Origin of the sequence: Pantoea sp. ACRSB, from assembly GCF_022346905.1 — a bacterium.
GTDB classification, from domain to species: domain Bacteria; phylum Pseudomonadota; class Gammaproteobacteria; order Enterobacterales; family Enterobacteriaceae; genus Pantoea; species Pantoea piersonii.
This window is the reverse complement of record NZ_JAKRNL010000002.1, coordinates 326,223-344,798: the sequence shown is the minus strand read 5'-3', so window position 1 is coordinate 344,798 and position 18,576 is coordinate 326,223. Positions and strand designations below refer to the sequence as shown.

Annotated in this window: 20 protein-coding genes; 7 read left to right on the top strand and 13 right to left on the bottom strand. The window is 59.0% G+C overall.

The genetic code is table 11. The features are described from left to right. Nucleotides 1-55 precede the first annotated feature (55 nt). Nucleotides 56-1,081: a Gfo/Idh/MocA family oxidoreductase gene (locus MHZ89_RS07920; RefSeq protein ID WP_311782550.1), complete on the top strand. Its 1,026-nt coding sequence runs from the start codon at nucleotides 56-58 to the stop codon at nucleotides 1,079-1,081. A 27-nt stretch (nucleotides 1,082-1,108) separates the two neighbouring features. Here the strand turns inward: MHZ89_RS07920 and sbcB are convergent, their stop codons facing one another. The 4 genes from sbcB to MHZ89_RS07900 form a co-directional block, all read right to left on the bottom strand. Further along, the gene (gene sbcB, locus MHZ89_RS07915) at nucleotides 1,109-2,539 is read right to left on the bottom strand and encodes an exodeoxyribonuclease I (RefSeq protein ID WP_311782549.1); all 1,431 of its coding nucleotides are present in this window, start codon (nucleotides 2,537-2,539) and stop codon (nucleotides 1,109-1,111) included. Between the two features lie 136 nt (nucleotides 2,540-2,675). Then, on the bottom strand, nucleotides 2,676-3,080 hold the full coding sequence (locus tag MHZ89_RS07910) for a type II toxin-antitoxin system HicB family antitoxin (protein WP_311782548.1): 405 nt from the start codon (nucleotides 3,078-3,080) through the stop codon (nucleotides 2,676-2,678). A 63-nt stretch (nucleotides 3,081-3,143) separates the two neighbouring features. Continuing rightward, on the bottom strand, nucleotides 3,144-3,302 hold the full coding sequence (locus MHZ89_RS07905) for a type II toxin-antitoxin system HicA family toxin (protein ID WP_409373258.1): 159 nt from the start codon (nucleotides 3,300-3,302) through the stop codon (nucleotides 3,144-3,146). Nucleotides 3,303-3,394: 92 nt separating this feature from the next. Next, a complete protein-coding gene (locus MHZ89_RS07900; RefSeq protein WP_311782546.1) occupies nucleotides 3,395-3,523 on the bottom strand; it encodes a hypothetical protein in 129 nt (42 codons plus the stop codon). A 64-nt stretch (nucleotides 3,524-3,587) separates the two neighbouring features. Between MHZ89_RS07900 and dacD the strand changes: the two genes are divergently transcribed. Beyond that, on the top strand, nucleotides 3,588-4,751 hold the full coding sequence (dacD, locus tag MHZ89_RS07895) for a serine-type D-Ala-D-Ala carboxypeptidase DacD (RefSeq protein ID WP_311782545.1): 1,164 nt from the start codon (nucleotides 3,588-3,590) through the stop codon (nucleotides 4,749-4,751). A 33-nt stretch (nucleotides 4,752-4,784) separates the two neighbouring features. On the opposite strand, the gene MHZ89_RS07890 is transcribed toward dacD, so the two are convergent. Genes MHZ89_RS07890 through MHZ89_RS07880 form a run of 3 tightly spaced genes read right to left on the bottom strand, consistent with a single transcriptional unit; the run spans nucleotide 4,785 to nucleotide 8,511 of the window. Next, entirely contained in the window at nucleotides 4,785-6,002 is a 1,218-nt protein-coding gene (locus MHZ89_RS07890; protein WP_311782544.1) for a cytochrome c, read from the bottom strand. Then, nucleotides 5,999-7,762 (bottom strand): GMC family oxidoreductase, encoded by a 1,764-nt coding sequence (locus MHZ89_RS07885; protein WP_311782543.1) that lies wholly within the window; start codon nucleotides 7,760-7,762, stop codon nucleotides 5,999-6,001. The genes MHZ89_RS07890 and MHZ89_RS07885 overlap by 4 nt, the downstream gene beginning before the upstream one ends. After that, nucleotides 7,759-8,511: a gluconate 2-dehydrogenase subunit 3 family protein gene (locus MHZ89_RS07880; protein ID WP_311782542.1), complete on the bottom strand. Its 753-nt coding sequence runs from the start codon at nucleotides 8,509-8,511 to the stop codon at nucleotides 7,759-7,761. The genes MHZ89_RS07885 and MHZ89_RS07880 overlap by 4 nt, the downstream gene beginning before the upstream one ends. Nucleotides 8,512-8,719: 208 nt before the next feature. On the opposite strand from MHZ89_RS07880, the gene MHZ89_RS07875 reads away from it, so the two are divergent. Both MHZ89_RS07875 and tmaR read left to right on the top strand, forming a co-directional pair. Then, complete coding sequence (locus MHZ89_RS07875) at nucleotides 8,720-9,778, top strand: FUSC family protein (RefSeq protein ID WP_311782541.1); 1,059 nt, start codon at nucleotides 8,720-8,722, stop codon at nucleotides 9,776-9,778. A 161-nt stretch (nucleotides 9,779-9,939) separates the two neighbouring features. Then, nucleotides 9,940-10,260 carry a PTS system regulator TmaR gene (gene tmaR / locus MHZ89_RS07870; protein WP_103796801.1) on the top strand — a complete coding sequence of 107 codons (321 nt, stop codon included), beginning with the start codon at nucleotides 9,940-9,942 and terminating at the stop codon, nucleotides 10,258-10,260. A 144-nt stretch (nucleotides 10,261-10,404) separates the two neighbouring features. Here tmaR and MHZ89_RS07865 read toward each other — a convergent pair whose 3' ends face one another. The 3 genes from MHZ89_RS07865 to MHZ89_RS07855 are packed head-to-tail and all read right to left on the bottom strand — an operon-like array spanning nucleotide 10,405 to nucleotide 12,000. Further along, nucleotides 10,405-10,668: a DUF2442 domain-containing protein gene (locus MHZ89_RS07865; protein ID WP_311782540.1), complete on the bottom strand. Its 264-nt coding sequence runs from the start codon at nucleotides 10,666-10,668 to the stop codon at nucleotides 10,405-10,407. Further along, nucleotides 10,649-10,885, bottom strand: coding sequence for a DUF4160 domain-containing protein (locus MHZ89_RS07860; RefSeq protein ID WP_311782539.1), 237 nt, complete (start codon nucleotides 10,883-10,885; stop codon nucleotides 10,649-10,651). The genes MHZ89_RS07865 and MHZ89_RS07860 overlap by 20 nt, the downstream gene beginning before the upstream one ends. Nucleotides 10,886-10,938: 53 nt before the next feature. Further along, complete coding sequence (locus MHZ89_RS07855) at nucleotides 10,939-12,000, bottom strand: LacI family DNA-binding transcriptional regulator (protein ID WP_311782538.1); 1,062 nt, start codon at nucleotides 11,998-12,000, stop codon at nucleotides 10,939-10,941. Between the two features lie 94 nt (nucleotides 12,001-12,094). Between MHZ89_RS07855 and MHZ89_RS07850 the strand changes: the two genes are divergently transcribed. Continuing rightward, nucleotides 12,095-12,874 carry a YdcF family protein gene (locus MHZ89_RS07850; protein ID WP_311782537.1) on the top strand — a complete coding sequence of 260 codons (780 nt, stop codon included), beginning with the start codon at nucleotides 12,095-12,097 and terminating at the stop codon, nucleotides 12,872-12,874. Here MHZ89_RS07850 and MHZ89_RS07845 read toward each other — a convergent pair whose 3' ends face one another. Both MHZ89_RS07845 and MHZ89_RS07840 read right to left on the bottom strand, forming a co-directional pair. Continuing rightward, the gene (locus MHZ89_RS07845) at nucleotides 12,875-13,786 is read right to left on the bottom strand and encodes a ketopantoate reductase family protein (protein ID WP_311782536.1); all 912 of its coding nucleotides are present in this window, start codon (nucleotides 13,784-13,786) and stop codon (nucleotides 12,875-12,877) included. A 73-nt stretch (nucleotides 13,787-13,859) separates the two neighbouring features. Next, entirely contained in the window at nucleotides 13,860-14,165 is a 306-nt protein-coding gene (locus tag MHZ89_RS07840) for a helix-turn-helix domain-containing protein (protein WP_311782535.1), read from the bottom strand. 141 nt (nucleotides 14,166-14,306) lie between these two features. Here MHZ89_RS07840 and fusA point away from each other — a divergent pair, with 141 nt between their 5' ends. Then, nucleotides 14,307-16,403, top strand: coding sequence for an elongation factor G (gene fusA / locus MHZ89_RS07835; RefSeq protein WP_311782534.1), 2,097 nt, complete (start codon nucleotides 14,307-14,309; stop codon nucleotides 16,401-16,403). 1 nt (nucleotide 16,404) lies between these two features. On the opposite strand, the gene MHZ89_RS07830 is transcribed toward fusA, so the two are convergent. Continuing rightward, nucleotides 16,405-17,163: a PhnD/SsuA/transferrin family substrate-binding protein gene (locus MHZ89_RS07830; RefSeq protein WP_311782533.1), complete on the bottom strand. Its 759-nt coding sequence runs from the start codon at nucleotides 17,161-17,163 to the stop codon at nucleotides 16,405-16,407. Nucleotides 17,164-17,445: 282 nt separating this feature from the next. Here MHZ89_RS07830 and MHZ89_RS07825 point away from each other — a divergent pair, with 282 nt between their 5' ends. Next, a complete protein-coding gene (locus MHZ89_RS07825; protein ID WP_311782532.1) occupies nucleotides 17,446-18,468 on the top strand; it encodes an LLM class flavin-dependent oxidoreductase in 1,023 nt (340 codons plus the stop codon). The last annotated feature ends 108 nt before the right edge of the window (nucleotides 18,469-18,576 follow it).

Genomic DNA, 18,576 nt, shown 5'->3' with positions numbered 1-18,576 from the left:
GCGAACCGGCCGCGCGTTGCTTACTCTTAATCCTTCAACAAGAGGGAGTTACCTGATGAAAATTGGACTGGTAGGCTATGGCACCGGCGGACAGCACTTTCACGCGCCCTTTATCTGCGCCGCGCGCGGCGTTGAACTGGCGGGGATCGTCGCCCGCGCGCCCGCGACCGTCGCTAAAGTAAAGCGCGATTTCCCCGATATCCCCGTTTATAACGATCTCAAATCGCTGCTTGAGGCGGGAGTCGATGCCGTCACTATTACGACACCGCCCCATACCCGACGCGAACTGGTGCTGGAGGCGATCGCCGCAGGCGTTGCGGTTATCGCCGACAAGCCCTTTGCGCCGGATGCTGAAACCGGGCGTGAGCTGGCCGCCGCGGCGGAGAAAAAAGGGGTGCTGCTGTCGGTTTACCATAACCGCCGCTTTGACGCCGATATTCTGACGGTGAAAAAGCTGCTGGATCAGCAGCGTCTGGGGCGGCTCTGGCGCGTCCACAGCCGCATGGATTATAACGATCCGGACACGCTGGAAGCGGGCGAGCAGGGCGGCCTGCTGCGTGATATCGGCAGCCATCTGGTCGATCAGGCGGTGTGGCTGCTCGGCCCGGTCAAGGCGGTATTCGCCCAGACGGACAAGATCGCGCGCCCGGAAGGGTCAACGGTCGCCAGCTTCGTTATCACCCTGATCCATAAGAGCGGCGTTCACTCTCATCTCTCTTCAACCAAAACCTGCTACCTCGACGCGCGTGAATGGCGTCTTTATGGCGAGGAAGGGAGCTTTGTTTCGCTCGGCACTGACGTGCAAGCGAAGGCTATTTTCGCGGGTAAGCGTCCGGCGGACAATCTCAGTGAGTGGGGCTACGAGCAGCCGGATCGCTGGGGCGTGCTGCGAACGGCCGAGGGCGAAACGCGTGTGGAGTCGGAGCAGGGACGGTATCACGCCTACTACGAGGCGTTCGCCGAGGCCTTCCGAACCGGCTCGCCGCCGCCGGTCACGACTGAACAGGCGATACGCACGCTGGAAGTGCTTGACGCTGCGATGCTCAGCGCCGAGCGCGGCGAGCTGGTCACGCTGAGCTAAGGGCAGGGCGCGCCTGCCCTGAAGGCGTCAGGAAACCAGCTCCTGCGCATAGTGGTACAGCGCCTTAAGCTGCGCCATTTTTTCTGCATCCTCTTCGTGCAGGCTCGCCAGCGACTCCAGCTCCAGCAGGAACGCCTGCACCCGATCGGCGTTCAGCGCCTCACGACGGTGCTGCAGCCAGCGCTGCTGTTCGGCGTCGTCCAGCGTGCCGGGGAAGTTGCGGGCGCGATAGCGGAACAGCAGCTTCGCCACGCGCGCATCCTGGAAAGTGAGATCCATCGCCGGCAGGTTAGCGGGCGCAGTCTGACGCAGGATATTCATGCCTGCGCGGTCGGCATCGCTGAAGAAACCGTCGTAAAGCTGAGCGTCTACGTCGTCTGACGGGGTAAACGGCTCTGCTTCAGCGAACAGCGCGACGACCTTTTCCCGCACCTCTGCATGCTGGCGCAGCAGCGCCAGATTAGCGAGGCACGCGTCGCGGTCGATGCCGAGTCGCGCCGCATCTTCCGGGCGCAGCGTATTGGCCGGGGCCAGCACCGGGCATTTATTAATATGCACCAGCTTAATCGGCACCGGGGACTCGCTGTCGTCCAGCTTGCTTTTGCGGGTATAGAGCCGCTCGCGCAGCGCATCCGCATCCATCTCCAGCAGTGGCGACATATCGCCTGCCAGGTCGGCGACGATCAGCGCATTGCGGTTGTCGGGATGCCACGCCAGCGGCACGATCCAACTGGTGTTGCCGCGCGCCGCGCCAAACATGCCCGAAACGTGCACCAGCGGCTTCATTTGCGGGATGTCGATAAGCGTCATTAGCTTATTTTTGTTGCGATGCGTAAACAGGAAATCGAACAGCTTAGGCTGTTTCTCCTTCACCAGCTTCGCCATCGCCAGCGTGGCATAGACATCAGACATGGCGTCGTGCGCATTCTCATGCGCCACGCCGTTGGCTTTGGTGAGGTGCTCAAGTTTAAAGCTGGGGAAGCCATCCTCGTTTTCCGGCCAGACGATACCGTCCGGACGCAGCGCATAGCAGGCGCGCATCACATCCAGCAGATCCCAGCGCGAGTTGCCGTTCTGCCAGCTCCAGCCGTAGGGATCGTAGAAATTGCGGTAGAAGATATTGCGCGTCACTTCATCATCGAAGCGCACATTGTTGTAGCCCACCACGCAGGTTTGCTCTTCGGTAAAAAGGGCATAGATACGGGCGGCGAATTCCGCCTCCGATACGCCGCGCGCACGCGCTACCTGCGGTGTGATGCCGGTGATCATTACCGCTTCCGGCTGTGGCAGATAGTCATCGGCAGGGCGGCAATAGAAAATCTGCGGCTCGCCAACCGGGTTAAAGTCGCTGTCGGTGCGCAGCGCGGCGAACTGCGCCGGACGGTCCAGCGACGGGCTTTTACCGAAGGTTTCATAATCGTGAAACAAGAAAGTGCGTTCAGAGGCGGGCACGAGCATATCCTGTACTGGGAAAACAACGCACAGCATAGTCGCTTGCGTCGCCAGTCACAACCACGCCAGAGCAGGTTGCGTGTAGCTGCGCGGTCTGCCGGCTCAGGGCATGATTAATGCCCGAGCATTGCGCAGCGATAAGTTATCTTTTTGCCAGCTCGCGACGCGCCAGCTCGGCTAAAAAACCACTTCTGGAGCTAAATTCCTGGTGTGATTCAACGAAACGGTCGATGCGCGTCAAAAGACTTTGCGGCAGGGTAATATTCAGCTTTACCGCCTTACCCTCATACTTGCTGATATCAATATCGATAACGGCCCATATGCCGCCCTGGCACTCGTCACTCTCTAAGTAAAATGCCATACCTTTGGTGTGAGGCACGGGCATGCCGCTCTCCGCTAAGGCTTCCAGATGAATATCTATCGCTGCGCCTGCATCGACAATCGCGTCATCTACCGTCTCGCCCGCAAAAAAACAGCCTTCGATATCAGGTACAAAACCTGAATAACTACCAGAGTCGGATTGGTGCAAATAAACCGGAAATCTCATTACCGTGTCCTTCTTCATCGCTTCATCAAATAGCGAGCTGTAAAAGCCGGGAGCCTGTCCAGGTTAGTTAATCAGCTTCATGATTTTTCTTAACGTACCGGCAGCCAGGTCCTTTTCCGGATGAGGAAGCGTTATATGGTAATTTTTACCAGGCTTAACAAATATATGATGGCTTCCTCTGATGCGTATAAGCACCCAGCCATGCTCCCTGAGGAGCTTCATGACCTCTTTACTACTCAAGAGCACCTCCCTGTGCCATGTGGCTCAATTTTATACCCACTATAACCACAAAACAATTATCCAACAGATCGCTATTAAATCAGCGCTGAAATACAGAACAGAACGGCAGCAAGCATGGACGGCATGACCTTCTGAAGAAAGCGCAGAACGCTGGTTTTGCGGCGCAGCCCGCCGCCGATCACACTTTTTTTCAATTTATTCAAACCTGTTTATGCCTTTTGCCGTAAAACGAGCCGCTGTTTTCCCTGTAACCTTGAGGATGAAGTGTTGAAAAGGCGTCTGTTGATCACTGTAACTGGAACTCTTCTTTTGGCTTCGCTGGCGCACGCCGACGATATGCCGTTTCCCCTGACGCCCCCGTCGATTGATGCCGCCTCCTGGGTACTGATGGACGCCACCACCGGGCAGGTGCTGACCGCAGGCAATCCTGACGAGCGCCGCAACCCCGCCAGCCTGACCAAGCTGATGACCGGCTACGTTGTTGACCGCGCCATCGACGCGAAAAAAATCACCCGCGACGACGTTGTGACCGTCGGTAAAGACGCCTGGGCGGCAGGCAACCCGGTGTTTAAAGGCTCTTCGCTGATGTTTATTAAGCCCGGCGACAAAATAACGGTGCGCGATCTGAGCCGCGGCGTGATTATCGACTCCGGCAACGACGCCTGCGTGGCGCTGGCCGATTACGTGGCGGGCAGCCAGCAGAACTTCGTCAATATGATGAACCAGTACGTGCAGAAGCTGGGACTGACCAACACCCACTTTGAAACCGTACACGGCCTGGATGCGCCGGGCCAGTTCTCCTCAGCGCTGGATATGGCGAAGCTGTCGCGTGCCATTATCAGCGGCGAACCCGATTTCTACGCCATGTACAGCGAGAAAACCCTCAGCTGGAACGGCATCACTCAGAACAACCGCAACGGCCTGCTGTGGGATAACAATCTGCACGTTGACGGCCTGAAAACCGGCCATACCGAAACGGCAGGCTTTAATATCATCGCCTCAAACGTCGTCGGCCAGCATCGTCTGATCGCGGTGGTGATGGGCGGAAAAAGCGCGAAAGGGCGTGAAGAGCAGGCGCGTAAGCTGCTAGTCTGGGGCCAGAATACCTTTGATACCGTACAGCTGTTCCATGCAGGTAAGAAAATCGGAACGGAAAACGTCTGGTACGGCAATCCGCACAGCGTCGCCGTCGGCACCGCGAATGATGTCTTCCTGTCGCTTCCGCGCAGCGAGATCCAGAACGTGAAGGCCAAATATGTGATTAATCGTAAGGATCTGGAAGCGCCGCTGAAGGCTAACGAAACCATTGGCGAGATTCAGGTAATAGATAAAGACAAACAGCTGGCGAGCTATCCGCTGGTGACGCTCTCTGCGGTAGACGAGGCGGGGATTATCACGCGTGTTCAGGATTACCTGAAGCAGAAGTTCTGACAAAGCAGGCGGCCTCCTTGCCGCCTGCTGCGCTTACTTCAGATCGTCCTTCACATCCTTGACGTCGCTGGCCGACACCGGCTCGGCGGCGTTGCCCCAGCTGTTACGCACATAGGTCAGTACGGCGGCGATCTGCTCGTCATCCAGCACGCCAGCAAAGGCCGGCATAGCGGGCGCTGTCGGCCGCGCGTCGGTATCCACGCCGCGGCTGCCTGCGCTCACCACGCGGATCAGCGAGGTGGCGTCCGGCTGGTTGATCAGCGGGTTAGAGGCGAGCTGCGGGAAAATGTTCCTTTCGCCGCGTCCGCCTGGGCTGTGACAGGCTGAGCACTTCGCTTCATAAATCTGCGCGCCGAGCTTCATACGATCGTCGCTGGCGGCCAGCGGCTGCGGCACCTTCTCATCGTGGGTTTTACCCTCTTTCAGGAAGGTCGCTACCGCGCGCAGATCCTCGTCGCGCCAGTACTGGGTAGAGTGACGTACTGCGTCGGCCATCGGTCCAGAGGCGATGGCGTAGCGGTTCACGCCGGTACGCAGATAGCTGACGATATCCTCCTGCGTCCATTTGCCCAGCCCTGTATGCGCATCCGCGCCAAGGTTAGGTGCATACCAGCCCTCCACCGCGCCGCCGCTGATAAAGCGATCGCTCTTGTCGCCGCCAAGAAAGTTTTTCGAGGTGTGACAGGTGCCGCAGTGGCCGAGGCCCTGAACCAGATAGGCACCGCGATTCCACTCCGCCGACTTTTTCGGATCGGGTTCAAAAGTCCCTTTGTCGAAGTTAAGCCAGTTCCAGGCAATAAGGCTGGTGCGGATATTGAACGGGAAGGGGAGCTGATTGGTCTCTACTTCGTGGTGGATCGGCTGCAGCGTCTGGATCCATGCCCAGAGATCCTGCAGGTCCTGCTCGGACATTTTGGTATAGGCAGTAAAGGGCATTGCGCCATAGAGCCGCTTGCCGCCGTGGCCGATCCCGTCCGTCATGGCGCGACGGAAATCGTCATAGCTCCAGGTGCCGATGCCGGTCTCACGATCCGGCGTGATATTCGCGCCAGCCAGCACGCCGAAAGGCGTATTAATCTTGACGCCGCCCGCATAGGGCTGTTTCGCATCGGTGGTATGACAGGCGGTACAGTCGCCAAGCGTGGCGATATAGCTGCCGCGCGCATACTGGTCATATTCCGGCTGCGCCTGGCTGCTGAAGCTGGCGGCAAGCAGCAGCGCGGCGGCGGAGAGTGCATTCAGCGTTTTCATGCGGTAATCATCTCCCCCGGACGTTTCAGATACCAGGTGCGGATAGCGTGCGCCGCCTTGAACGCCAGCGCGCCCACGGTGCCGGTCGGGTTATAGCCAGGATTTTGCGGAAAGGCGGATGCGCCCACCACAAACAGGTTCGGCACGTTCCAGACCTGCAAATGCTTGTTGACCGAGCTGGTGCTTGGATCGGCGCCCATAATAAAGCCGCCGACAACGTGAGAGGACTGATAGGGCACGCTGCTCCAGTGGCCGGTCATCGGCTTGACGATCATCTCACGCGGATTCATCGATTTGGCGATTTCCGCCACCTTACCGGTGCAGTATTGCGCCATTTTCAGATCGTTCTGCGAAAAGTCGAAGGTAATGCGCAGCAGCGGACGGCCGTGTGGATCTTTGTAGTTAGGATCGAGCGAAAGATAGTTAGTGCGCGTGGTGTAGCTGCTCGCCTCGCAGCCGATAGACATAGTGCTGAGGTAGTTATCTTTCAGCGCGCGCTTCCATTTTGATCCCCACTTCGGCGTGCCGGGCGGCAGCGGACGATAACCAATAGGCGCGGAGCCGATCGGCGTGACGCGGATACTGCCGCCGCCCAAAAAGCCTAATCCGCTGTGGTCGAAGTTATCGTTGTTGAACTCATCGATGCCCATACCGACCGCGCCCGCGCCGATAAAGGGGTTAAAGTTCTTGTCATCAAAAAACAGCGTCACGTTGTTGGCGGTCTGGTAGGCGTAGTTACGGCCGGTGGTACCCTTGTTGGTGACCGGATCGTAGGCTTCGCCGATTTTGGAAAGCAGCATCAGCCGGACGTTCTCAAAAGTAAAGGCAGCGACGATCACCAGATCGGCAGGCTGCTCCCAGGTATCACCGGAGGAGTCGATATAGGTTACGCCGGTGGCTTTTTTGCCGCTGGAGTCAGTCAGAACTTCCAGCACTTCGCAGTTGGTATAGGCCGTAAAATTCTCTTTGCGCATCAGCGCGGGCAGCACAGTGGTGATGGCGCTGGCTTTAGAGTAGTTGGCGCAGCCGTAGTTAGTGCAGAAGCCGCAGAAAGTACAAGGCCCCATGGTAACGCCGTAGGGATTGGTATAGGCCTCGGAGACCAGAGAAGAGGGGACGGGGAAGGGCTTATAGCCCATGTTTTTCGCCGCCTGGGCGAACAGCGTCGGGCCGTAAGGCTGGCGCAGCGGTGGCGTCGGATATTCGCCGCTGCGCGGGCCTTCAAACGGGTTGCCGCCTTCGCGCTTCTCGCCGTTGAGGTTGCCCGCGTAGCCGGAGGTGCCCGCGACGCGCTCGAACTGCATATAGTGCGGCTCCATCTCTTCCCAGGTGGTGCCCCAGTCCTGTAAAGCCAGCTCGCCGGGCATCGCGTCTGCGCCGTAACGCTCGGTGAGATAGCTTTTCAGCTGAAATTCATGCGGCTGGAAGCGAAAGGTAATTCCCGCCCAGTGGTTGCCCGCGCCGCCGGTGCCGTTGCCGGGGTGAAACGATCCCCAGGTGCGCATTGGCAGCGCGGTCTGGGAAGGATTATTGCGCATGGTGCAGGTGTTCTGTCGCGTGCGCAGCATCAGCTCTTCGCGCATAACATAGCGCAGCTCATCGGTGACGGTGCCGATATTAAAATCGCGCGCGGTGTCGCGCCACGGGCCACGCTCGATGCCGATGACCTCCAGCCCCTCATCGGCCAGCTCATTGGCGATAATCGATCCCGCCCAGCCGAGGCCGATCACCACGACGTCCGTTTTGGGTAGTTTTTTCATAGCTTATCCTTGGCTTTCCACTGGCCGATGCTGATGGGCTCGAGATGCAGATCTTCGTTATGACGTTCGATGTAGGGGCGATAGTCGTAGCGCGCGCCAGGGAAACCCAGCATTTTCCACGACGCCATATCGCGGTTGCCGCCATAGATGGGATCGGCGAAAAAGCCCTCCATGGTGTTGTTCAGCACCTCAAGAAACAGCGACTGCGCCTCAAAGCCTTCAAAGTGCACTTTGCCCGCTTCCATCGCTTCCAGCAGCGCGTCCTGCTGCTGTGGCGTCAGCTCTTTAAAACTTTTTTTAGAGGTCTGCTGGACGTAGCGGTTAAGCGCGGCGAGGCCCTGGCGGTAGCGCTGTTGCGGCACCAGCGCAGACTGATCGCCCTGCTCGGTAGTGCCTTTCTGGAACGGACCTTCCATATAAAGGCGTTCAAAGGTGCCGTAAAAACCATGTAGCTGACGATCGATAAACTGCGCGCAGCCCGCCTCTTTACCGCCCACGCTCAGTTCGTCGGCGGGGATCAGGCGGTCAACGATAGCTTCAACGGTTTCGGCTTCTTCCTGCGTGAAAAAGAGCCAGCCGGGCTGATCGAAGGTTTCAGGGGGATTATCGGAGAAGGGCGTCCAGCCCGGCGAACCTTTAAGAGAGACGGCATCGGCCGCCCGCGTGACGGTGGCGGCTACGCCTAACGTAGACCAGGTTAACACCTGCCGTCGCGTCACCCCCGGCAGAGTTTTGGCTCTTTTCTTCATGTCGCTTCCTTTAGTCGTGTTATCAAATAAACGAAAATCGAAGTAAGTGGTTATCTGGTTGTTTTTATGGTTTTGTGTGCTTGTAAAGGCTGTGTTGAGAATTGTAAGAAGGCGTCAAAACTGTATTGAAATGTAGAAGCGGCAGTAAGCCTTAGCAACGTCATGGGATAAAATAACGCACTTTATGATCCTCACCCGGAAAGCCATCTTGCGCCCAGATAAGCCCATATCGAATATCGAGTTCTGGCTCTACCGCCACTACCGCAGCGTGCATGGTGTACGCATTGCTATCGCCTTTTTACTCACCTTTTTGCTGGTGCGGCTCACTGGTATTCCGGAAGGCACCTGGCCGCTGATTACGCTGGTGGTGGTGATGGGGCCGATTTCGACCTGGGGCAACGTTTTTCCGCGGGCCATTCAGCGCATCTGCGGCACCTTCGCCGGGTCGATTTCAGGCCTGATCGCGCTCAAGCTGGAGCTGATGTCGTTGCCGGTCATGCTCGCGTGGTGCGGTATCGTGATGATGGTGTGCGGCTACCTGACGTTAGGGAAACATCCCTATATGGCGCTGCTGATTGGCATTACGCTCAGCGTGGTGGTGGGCGCGCCAGCGGGCGATTTTACCGTCGCGCTGTGGCGCGGCGGCGACGTGATCCTCGGCTCGCTGCTGGCGCTGCTGTTCAGCGCCATCTGGGCGCAGCGCGCTTATACCCACTGGCGTATTCAGCTGTCAGACTCGCTGGCGGAGATCGCAAAAATTTATCACGCCGGTTTTTCGCCGAACCTGATTGAGAAGCCGCGTCTCAAAAAGCCGCTGGGCAAGCTGCTGACCAGCGTGGTGAAAATGCGCGCGCTGCTGGTACCGGCCAGTAAAGAGACGCGTATACCGAAATCGGTGTTTGAGGCGATTCAGACCATTAACCGCAATATGGTGAATACGGTCGAGATGCAGATCGAAGCCTGGTGGGCCTCGCGCGAAACGCATCTGATTTTGCTCAACGCGGCGACGCTGCGGCGCACCCAGCAGATGACCGAAAAGACGCTGCGCGCGCTGTCGGTGCTGGCGCTGCGCGGCGAGACAGACGAGGTGGTGGCCAACAGCCACGAGCTGACGGAAATTACCCGCGAGCTGAAGCAGCTTATTGCCGATGCAGGCAGCGAACGGCTGGAAGAGACGCCAATCTATGGCTATGTCTGGCTGAGCCTGGAGCTGGCGAAACAGCTGGAGCGCATGACCGATCTCCTCCGTCTGGCGCTGCGCAAATAATCACCTTGGACAATGACTTAATGTGAAAGGCGCATTCTTTGCGCTAAGATAAGCGCCAGTCCGATTTTAGCGGCGACAATTGTCGCCCCGGCTGGCGAACCGCTAAGCTGAAGGTTATGACTCTACCCCCTGCGTAAGCAGGCCCAAAAAAAGGTGCCACCATGGAAAATGCCAAGCAATCATTTCAGGACGTACTGGAGTTTGTGCGTATGTTCCGACGTAAAAACAAACTGCAGCGTGAAATTACGGATAATGAAAAGAAAATCCGTGATAACCAGAAGCGCGTACTGCTGCTGGACAACCTGAGCGAGTATATTAAGCCGGGCATGAGCATTGAAGCGATTCAGGAAATCATCGCGTCAATGCGTTCCGACTACGAAGACCGCGTGGATGAATACATCATCAAAAACGCCGATCTGTCGAAAGAGCGTCGCGACCTGTCGAAAAAACTGAAAGCGATGGGCGAGCCGAAAGCGCAGTAACGGTCCGCTTAAATACGAAGCGGAGCTTCGTAAGGTAATTTCGTAACGTAAAAAACCGCAGCTTTTTTAAGTCTGCGGTTTTTTTTGCTACGGCTCGTCCAGTGGCACTACATTAAGTCTGTAATGATATAGTCCAAAATAACCTCAATGGCTGAGCATTATTCCTTTTGCGCCACGCAACAGCCCCTCAGTGCTCAGGTCTTCATCCAGCTCAGGCCAGTGAATACCGTAACCCGCGCCGCATAGCTCCCATTTTTGACGCTGTTCAGGCGTACCGGCAGCAAGACGGGGGTACCAGGCGACAGGGACAGAGATGCTGCGCCCATCCATCAAATCGACGGTCAGACGGTCATCATCAATATAAACCTTCATGACGCGTATATCGTTCTCACTTTGTAAAGTAAGCATCCCAGGCCTCCTGGAGGTGTTGTTGATTCTCTTTAACCAGACGCTGTAGTTCACGCAGCTCATGCGAAGCAAAACCCACACTGCGCGCCACACTCATGTCATGCAACCATATTTTAGCCGTTGCACTCTCCTTATCAATATGGATGTGCGCGGGTTCGTTTGGTTTATGACTGTAGAAGTAGAAGCGATATGCGCCAATTCTGAGTACGGTCGGCATGTTTATCTCCCTGACAAACGTTGTGAATGCAACCGACATGTTTAATCATGTCCTTAGCGGTTTTGCAACTGACGCGCTATCCGTTGCAGCTGTTGCGCCAGCGCAGCGAGATCGGGCGATGCGCCGCGCGGCGCGGCGGTGGTTTCGCGCAGCACCAACGACGGCTCCAGCGGCCTTTGCGGCGGCGCTTCATCCTGCATCTGCGCCAGCAGCGTCTCGACACATGCTTCGCCCAGCGCATGCAGATCCTGGCGCACCGTGGTCAGCGGCGGCTGATACCAGGCGCTTTCGGCGGTATCGTCATAGCCGATAACGGAGATCTGCTCTGGGATCGCGACGCCGTGTTGGTGCAGCGCGCGCATCGCGCCAAGCGCCATCTGATCGTTCGCCACCAGCAGCGCCTGCGGCAGGCGATCCGGCAGCTGTTGCAGCATGGCCTGATAGCCGGACTGCGCGCTCCAGTCGCCCTGCAAGATGCAAAAGGGCGTCAGCTGGTGCGCCGCCAGCGCCTCGCGCCATGCCGCCTCCCGGATTTGCGCCGAGATCGCCTGTGGCGGGCCGTTCAGCAGGCCAATCTGGTGATGTCCCAGCGTGACCAGATGCTCAACGGCAGCCCGCGCGCCGCGCGCGTTAGAGTACTGACACTGCGCTACCTTCGCCTGCGGTTCGACATCCATAAAAATAACCGGCTTATCGCCGCACAGCGTCTGAATCTGCTCCGCCTCTGCGGCAACCAGCGGCAGATTGATCATCAGCGCATCCACGCGCTGCGCCAGCAGCTCATTAACGGTGTCGGCGGCGCTGTTATGGCTGCGCATGGCGATCACCAGATGATAACCGGCGCGGCTGGCGCGCTGCTGTATCGCTGAGGCGATCTGCGCCGGTGCCATCAGCGCCAGATCGCTGGTGGCAAGACCAAGCGTGCGCGTCGCCTTGCCCGCCAGTTGCTGCGCCACGCGGTTTGGCACATAGTTGAGCTGCTGCATGGCTGCTTCTACTTTCGCCCGGGTGCGCGGCGACACCTGCGGCGAATGGTTCAGCACGCGGGAGACGGTCTGGTAGGAGACGCCAGCAAGGCGAGCGACGTCATCAAGAGTGATAGCGCGGGAAGTCATTGATTTCTCCACAGGACAGAGGCGGCCAGTGTAGCAAAATTTTCATCGTGCAGGCGTTTCGTCGCGTCTGTGAACAACCCGAACCGGAGGAGAAATGCAGCTCAGTCATCAGGCTATTCAGGATCTCAATCTTATCGCCGCATGGCTGGCGCTGGACGATATGCCTGTCGAAGGCGACATTGAAGCCGATATGGCAATACTGGCCGGGCACGCGGTGCTGCCGAATATCGAAGGTGCCATAGCGCTAGCGAAGAAGTTCGGGCTTCCTCTGCTGCTCAGCGGCGGCATCGGCCACGCCACCGGCGCGCTGGCGCAGGCGATGGCGCTGCATCCTTTTTATCGCGATATCGAGACGCGCGGCAAAAGCGAGGCACAGATGCTGGCGGAGATTGCCCGCCAGTTTGGCGGAATCGACGAGGATAAGCTGCTGCTGGAGGGCGAATCGCGCAACTCCGGCGAGAATGCCGCCTTTAGCCAGCGCCTGCTAGACGCGCGGCAACTGCGGCCGCAGCGCGTGGTGCTGATTCAGGATCCGCTGCTGCAGCGCCGCGCTGACGCCACCTTTCGCTGGCAGTGGCGCGAGCGCGACAACGCGCCGCTCTTTATCAACTGGCCGGTATTTACGCCGGTCGTGACGCTCGATTCCGGCATGGCGCGCATCACCGGCGCGCCGCCGCAGGGTTTATGGTCGATGGAGCGCTTTGTGCAACTGCTGATGGGCGAGGTGCAGCGCCTGCGCAACGATGAAAAAGGCTACGGCCCGCGCGGTGCCGGATTCTTCGGCGAAGTGGCGATGCCCGACGCGGTGGATAATGCCTGGCATCGCCTGGTACAGCTGCCCGCTGTGCAGGCGCGGCTGACGGCGAAGCGTTGATCAACGGCTTTTCAGATAGACCTGTAAATTCACATTCACCGCGTTAAGCAGCGGGACGCTGACGCCGTGGCGCGCCGCGCGCTCAACCAGATCGCCGATCACCTGTTCCGCTTCAATATCGTATCCCTGCGTTAAATCGCGGTACATCGAAGAGGTCATCGGCGTGGCGGGGTTACTCAGCAGCTCGAGGATTTTTGCTGTCACCGCCGGGCGCGGCTGGTAGCCGTCGGCGGTAATGGTCGCCAGCACCTCGCTAAAAATGCCGCGCAGCAGTGCTTCGCCGCCGTCGGCGGTAAGCACCTGCTGCGTATCGCCGCGCGCCAGGCAGCAAACCGCGCCGAGCGTACTCAGCAGCAGCCACTTCTCCCACAGTTCGCTGATAATATTGTCGGTGAAAAAGGTATCGACACTGGCCGCGCGCAGCGCCTCATCGACGCGCTGTAGCCGCGCATCGTTATGGCCGTCGAGCGCGCCGTAATAGATCTGATGCAGCGGCGTCATCTGTACCACTTCGCCCTGTTCGCCCAGCGTGGCGTTAATCTTCACCAGCCCGCCGATCGCTTTATCACCGAAGCGTTCACGCAGCCTGTCGATATGGCGCATCCCGTTGAGGATCGGCATGATCAGCGTCTGCTCGCCGACGACGGGGGCAATGTCCTCTATCGCCTGCGCCAGGCCAAAACTTTTCACCGTAAGGATAATCAGGTCGTACGTGCCGCTCAGCGATCCCGCCTGCGCCAGCTGCGGCTGGAGTTTCTCAACGCCCTGCGGCGTTCTCAGCACCAGCCCGTTCTCCTTTAGCTGCCTGAAGCGTCGCTCGCGTACCAGGAAAGTAACATCACGCCCCGCCTGCGCCAGACGCGCGCCAAAATATCCGCCGGTGGCCCCGGCGCCCACGATAAGAATGCGCATGATCGATTTTTTCCTTTGCTGTTGAGCTTCCTACCTTAAAACCTGACGGCTGCGGTTGCCAGCGTCGCGTGGATCAGCTGCGCGCTATCGCCGCCAGCAGGGCGGGGAGCAGGCCGGGAAAGCGCCGGTCCAGACAGTCGCGGCGCAGCGAAATCAGATTCTCCCGTCCGACGGGCCGCTGCCAGATGACGCCGCTGTCGCGCAATACGCGCCAGTGATGGGTCATGGTCGATTTGGCAATTTCGCCGCGCAGCGCGTTGCAGCTCTGTTCGCCGTGCTGCGCCAGCGCCTGAAAAACCGCCAGTCGTATCGGATTGCCCAGCGCAAACAGCACATTTTCCAGTGTAATTTCGTGCGGCTGCGGATGATTTTCCAGCATGGTCTTCCTGTTCTACGCTCTATGAGTTGTGCAATTATAGCTCAAACTGTTCGTATTTAGTCGTACAGTGAGCGTAAGCTGATCTGCGACGACGCGCAATCGTGCGCGCCGCACCACGAGTCAACAGACTAAGGACGCATCATGCCCCGAACACTTCCCGTTGAGCGTTACCGCAACATCGGCATCTCCGCGCATATCGATGCCGGTAAAACCACCACGACCGAGCGCATTCTGTTTTATACCGGAATGAGCCACAAGCTGGGTGAAGTGCACGATGGTGCCGCAACGACCGACTGGATGGCGCAGGAGCAGGAGCGCGGCATCACCATTACTTCGGCGGCGGTCAGCTGTTTCTGGCCCGGCATGGACGGCAGTTTCTCGCCGCATCGCATCAATATTATCGACACGCCCGGCCACGTAGACTTTACCATTGAAGTCGAGCGTTCGATGCGCGTGCTGGACGGCGCGGTGATGGTCTATGACGCCGTTGGCGGCGTGCAGCCGCAGTCGGAAACGGTGTGGCGGCAGGCCAATAAATATCACGTACCGCGCCTGGCGTTCGTCAACAAAATGGATCGGCAGGGCGCGGATTTCTTTCGCGTGGTGCAGATGATGAAAGATCGCCTCAGCGCCAACCCGGTGCCGATCGTCATCCCCATCGGCGCGGAAGAGCACTTCAGCGGCGTGGTCGATCTGCTGAAAATGCAGGCGATCTACTGGGACGACGCCTCGCAAGGCATGAGCTTCAGCTATGCGCCGATCCCGGACGGCCTGCGCGAAGAGGCGGCCCTGTGGCGCGAAAAAATGGTGTCGGCGGCGGCCGAGGCGAGCGACGAGCTGATGGAGGCCTGGCTGGAAAGCGGCGATCTGGAGCATGACCAGATTATCGCCGGTCTGCGCCAGCGCACGCTGCGCAACGAAATACAGCCGATGCTGTGCGGCAGCGCGTTCAAGAACAAAGGCGTACAGCGCATGCTGGATGCGGTGGTCGAGCTGATGCCCTCGCCGGCGGATATTCCCGCGATCAAGGGCATAGATGAAAAAGGCAACGAGGCGGAGCGGCATCCGGGCGACGATGAGCCTTTTTCCGCGCTGGCGTTCAAGCTGATGAGCGATCCCTTCGTCGGACAGCTCACTTTTGTGCGCGTCTATTCCGGCGTGCTGCGCAAAGGCGACAGCGTCTGGAATACGGTGAAGGGCAAAAAAGAGCGTATCGGACGCATCGTCCAGATGCATGCCAACGCGCGTCATGAAATTGAAGAGATCCGCGCCGGGGATATCGCCGCCTGCGTCGGACTGAAAGAGGTGACGACCGGCGAAACGCTGTGTGACCCTGATGCCATCATCACGCTGGAGCGCATGGAGTTTCCGGAGCCGGTGATCTCGCTCTCAATCGAGCCGAAAACCAAAGGCGATCAGGAGAAGATGAGCCTGGCGCTGCAGCGGCTGGCGGCGGAAGATCCCTCGTTTCGGCTGCATACCGATGAGGAGTCTGGCCAGGCGATTATTTCCGGTATGGGCGAGCTGCACCTGGAGATTATCGTGGACCGTCTGAAACGTGAATTTGGCGTCGAAGCGAATATCGGCCGTCCGCAGGTAACCTACCGTGAAACCTTGCGCAAAGCGGCGCGCGAGGTAGAGGGCAAATTTGTGCGTCAGTCCGGCGGTAAAGGGCAGTATGGCCATGTGGTGCTGACGATTGAGCCGCTGGAGCCGGGCGGTGGCTTTGTTTTTGAAGACGCTACCAAAGGCGGCGTGGTGCCGCGCGAATATATCCCGTCGGTGGAAAAAGGTATCCGCGAGGCGCTGAACAGCGGCGTGATTGCCGGTTACCCGATAGTGGATGTGAAGGCGATCCTCACCTTCGGCTCCTACCACGACGTCGACTCCTCGGAGATGGCATTCCGCATGGCGGCGATTCTGGGCTTTCGCGCGGCGGCGAAGCAGGCCGATCCGGTGCTGCTGGAGCCGGTTATGAAAGTCGAGGTAGAGACGCCGGAAGAGTATGCGGGCGGCATTATGGGCGACCTCTCGTCGCGTCGCGGACATGTGCAGGGCATGGATGAGCACTTCGGCGGGCGTATTATTCGCGCTGAAGTGCCGCTGGCGGAGATGTTCGGCTACTCCACCTCGCTGCGCTCGCTGACGCAGGGCCGCGCCACCTACAGCATGGAGTTCGCCCACTACGCCCAGGCGCCGCGTCAGGTAGCGGACGCGGTGGTCGCGGCGCGCCACTGAGTTACAGGCAGGTCACGCCATGCGCGGCGGCCTGCTCCTCCCAGCGTTTTATTTCGTTATAGGCGGCGCGTTCTGGCACAGTGAACCCACTGATAAAGCTGGCGCGCGCCGCCTTTTCCTCTGCAAGCTGTGTGAGTACGCGGCGCAGCGTCGCCAGCGTCTGCGCATCGATCTGCGCCGAGGCGATCAGCGGCGGGGCGGGGCAGAGCGGCGTTTCGCCGATAATCGCCAGCGACGCCAGCTCGTGCGGGGCATGGCGTCGCAACAGCGCCCAGCTAAGGCAATCGATCGCCGCAATATCCGCTTTGCCCGCGCGCAGATCCGCCAGCGACTGGCGGTGGCTGCCGCTCAACAGCGTGGAGCTGAAAAAGCGGCCCGCCTGCGCCAGCGGCGCAATAAGATAGCGCAGCGCGTTATAGCCGGAGTGGGAATCGACGCTGTTCGCCACCGCCCGACGGCCGCGAAAATCCGCTAACGCGCAATCCTCATCCTCCTGACGCGCAACCAGCCAGCTACGGTAGCGTGCGCCATCGCACCCCGGCGCACTGAGCTGAAACGCGCCGACCAGCTGTACGTCAGGCAGCATTGTCACCAGCGGATAGCCGCAGGTCTGACTCAGCAGCAGGTCGTCAGCGCGCCAGTGCGCCAGCAGATCCGCAGGCCACTCAACCTCTGCCCGCAGGCGCTGCGCCAGAATGCCGGTCAATGCCCGCGTGTCGGGATGATGAATGTCGTACATCGGTAACGAAAGCCGTTTCATGCCGTCACTCCTGTTGTCTGCCAGAGAGCGTGAGAGTTTGCTGGCCTGGGTGAAAAACGTTTGACCCTTTCGGTCTGATCTGGCGCGCAAGCCGCAGCAGATAAACCCTGCGGCAGGATGACGAAAAAGAGAAGGCTTATCAGGAATTAGCTTATGTCGAAAAAGTTGATGATACGGTTGAAAACTATTGGCTATCAGTACAGACGCGGCTGTCGTAACCTTTGGTCATCGAATCTTATCTCTCACGCAGCGGCGAAGTTTGCCCGCGAAAGGAACTGAATTATGAAAAAGATTGGCTTCTTATCCTTCGGTCACTGGACTCCCTCTTCACAATCCGCCACCCGCTCCGCGCAGGATGTGCTGTTGCAGTCTATCGACCTTGCGGTCGCCGCTGAAGAGCTGGGCGCAGACGGCGCTTACTTCCGCGTGCACCACTTTGCCCGTCAGCTTAGCTCGCCGTTCCCGCTGCTGGCCGCGGTCGGCGCGCGTACCAGTAAAATCGAGATTGGCACCGGCGTTATCGATATGCGCTACGAAAACCCGCTCTATATGGCGGAGGATGCAGGCGCGGCGGACCTGATCGCTAACGGGCGCCTTCAACTCGGCATCAGCCGCGGCTCGCCGGAGCAGGTGGTAGAAGGCTACCGCTACTTTGGCTATGCGCCGCAAGAGGGCGAAACCGATGCCGATATGGGCCGCCGTCATACTGAAGCATTTTTAGAGGTGCTGCGCGGCGAAGGTTTCGCCAAGCCCAACCCGCAGCCGATGTTCCCGAACCCGCCGGGCCTGCTGCGCCTGGAGCCTTTCTCTGAAGGATTGCGCGAGCGCATCTGGTGGGGTTCCGGCTCCAACGCGACGGCGGAGTGGGCAGCGAAAATGGGCATGAACCTGCAAAGCTCCACGCTGAAAGATGACGAGACCGGCGAGCCGTTCCACGTTCAGCAGGCGAAACAGATCCGCGCTTACCGCGAAGCCTGGAAAGCGGCGGGGCATACGCGTGAACCGCGCGTATCGGTCAGCCGCAGCATCTTCGCGCTGGTTAACGATATGGACCGCGCCTACTTTGGCCGCAGCGGGCAGGAGCAGGACTCCGTCGGTTTCCTTGATGAGAAGACGCGCGCCATTTTCGGCCGCAGCTACGCGGCGGAGCCGGAAGCGCTGATTAAGCAACTGGCGCAGGATGAGGCCATCGCCGAAGCGGACACGCTGCTGCTGACGGTGCCGAACCAGCTTGGCGTGGCGTACAACGCGCACGTTATCGAAGCGATTCTGAAATATGTCGCCCCGGAACTGGGCTGGCGCTAAGTATGAGAGGGCGGCTGCGGCCGCCTTTTTTATTATAAATTGTTATTCTTAAGCGCTTTTCCCTCCCGCTGGCGTTGTCAGGCGCTCTTATCGGTTCGGCTCAAGGTA

What these genes read in the sequence shown, in the direction of transcription:
- MHZ89_RS07905 (WP_409373258.1), bottom strand. Translation starts at nt 3,302, where the DNA reads ATGAAGCTCCTCAGGGAGCATGGCTGGGTGCTTATACGCATCAGAGGA.
- tmaR (WP_103796801.1), top strand. Translation starts at nt 9,940, where the DNA reads ATGGAAAATGCCAAGCAATCATTTCAGGACGTACTGGAGTTTGTGCGT.
- MHZ89_RS07880 (WP_311782542.1), bottom strand. Translation starts at nt 8,511, where the DNA reads ATGAAGAAAAGAGCCAAAACTCTGCCGGGGGTGACGCGACGGCAGGTG.
- MHZ89_RS07885 (WP_311782543.1), bottom strand. Translation starts at nt 7,762, where the DNA reads ATGAAAAAACTACCCAAAACGGACGTCGTGGTGATCGGCCTCGGCTGG.
- MHZ89_RS07890 (WP_311782544.1), bottom strand. Translation starts at nt 6,002, where the DNA reads ATGAAAACGCTGAATGCACTCTCCGCCGCCGCGCTGCTGCTTGCCGCC.
- sbcB (WP_311782549.1), bottom strand. Translation starts at nt 2,539, where the DNA reads ATGCTCGTGCCCGCCTCTGAACGCACTTTCTTGTTTCACGATTATGAA.
- MHZ89_RS07855 (WP_311782538.1), bottom strand. Translation starts at nt 12,000, where the DNA reads ATGACTTCCCGCGCTATCACTCTTGATGACGTCGCTCGCCTTGCTGGC.
- MHZ89_RS07840 (WP_311782535.1), bottom strand. Translation starts at nt 14,165, where the DNA reads ATGCTGGAAAATCATCCGCAGCCGCACGAAATTACACTGGAAAATGTG.
- MHZ89_RS07920 (WP_311782550.1), top strand. Translation starts at nt 56, where the DNA reads ATGAAAATTGGACTGGTAGGCTATGGCACCGGCGGACAGCACTTTCAC.
- MHZ89_RS07860 (WP_311782539.1), bottom strand. Translation starts at nt 10,885, where the DNA reads ATGCCGACCGTACTCAGAATTGGCGCATATCGCTTCTACTTCTACAGT.
- MHZ89_RS07910 (WP_311782548.1), bottom strand. Translation starts at nt 3,080, where the DNA reads ATGAGATTTCCGGTTTATTTGCACCAATCCGACTCTGGTAGTTATTCA.
- MHZ89_RS07830 (WP_311782533.1), bottom strand. Translation starts at nt 17,163, where the DNA reads ATGAAACGGCTTTCGTTACCGATGTACGACATTCATCATCCCGACACG.
- MHZ89_RS07850 (WP_311782537.1), top strand. Translation starts at nt 12,095, where the DNA reads ATGCAGCTCAGTCATCAGGCTATTCAGGATCTCAATCTTATCGCCGCA.
- MHZ89_RS07865 (WP_311782540.1), bottom strand. Translation starts at nt 10,668, where the DNA reads ATGCTTACTTTACAAAGTGAGAACGATATACGCGTCATGAAGGTTTAT.
- MHZ89_RS07845 (WP_311782536.1), bottom strand. Translation starts at nt 13,786, where the DNA reads ATGCGCATTCTTATCGTGGGCGCCGGGGCCACCGGCGGATATTTTGGC.
- MHZ89_RS07825 (WP_311782532.1), top strand. Translation starts at nt 17,446, where the DNA reads ATGAAAAAGATTGGCTTCTTATCCTTCGGTCACTGGACTCCCTCTTCA.
- fusA (WP_311782534.1), top strand. Translation starts at nt 14,307, where the DNA reads ATGCCCCGAACACTTCCCGTTGAGCGTTACCGCAACATCGGCATCTCC.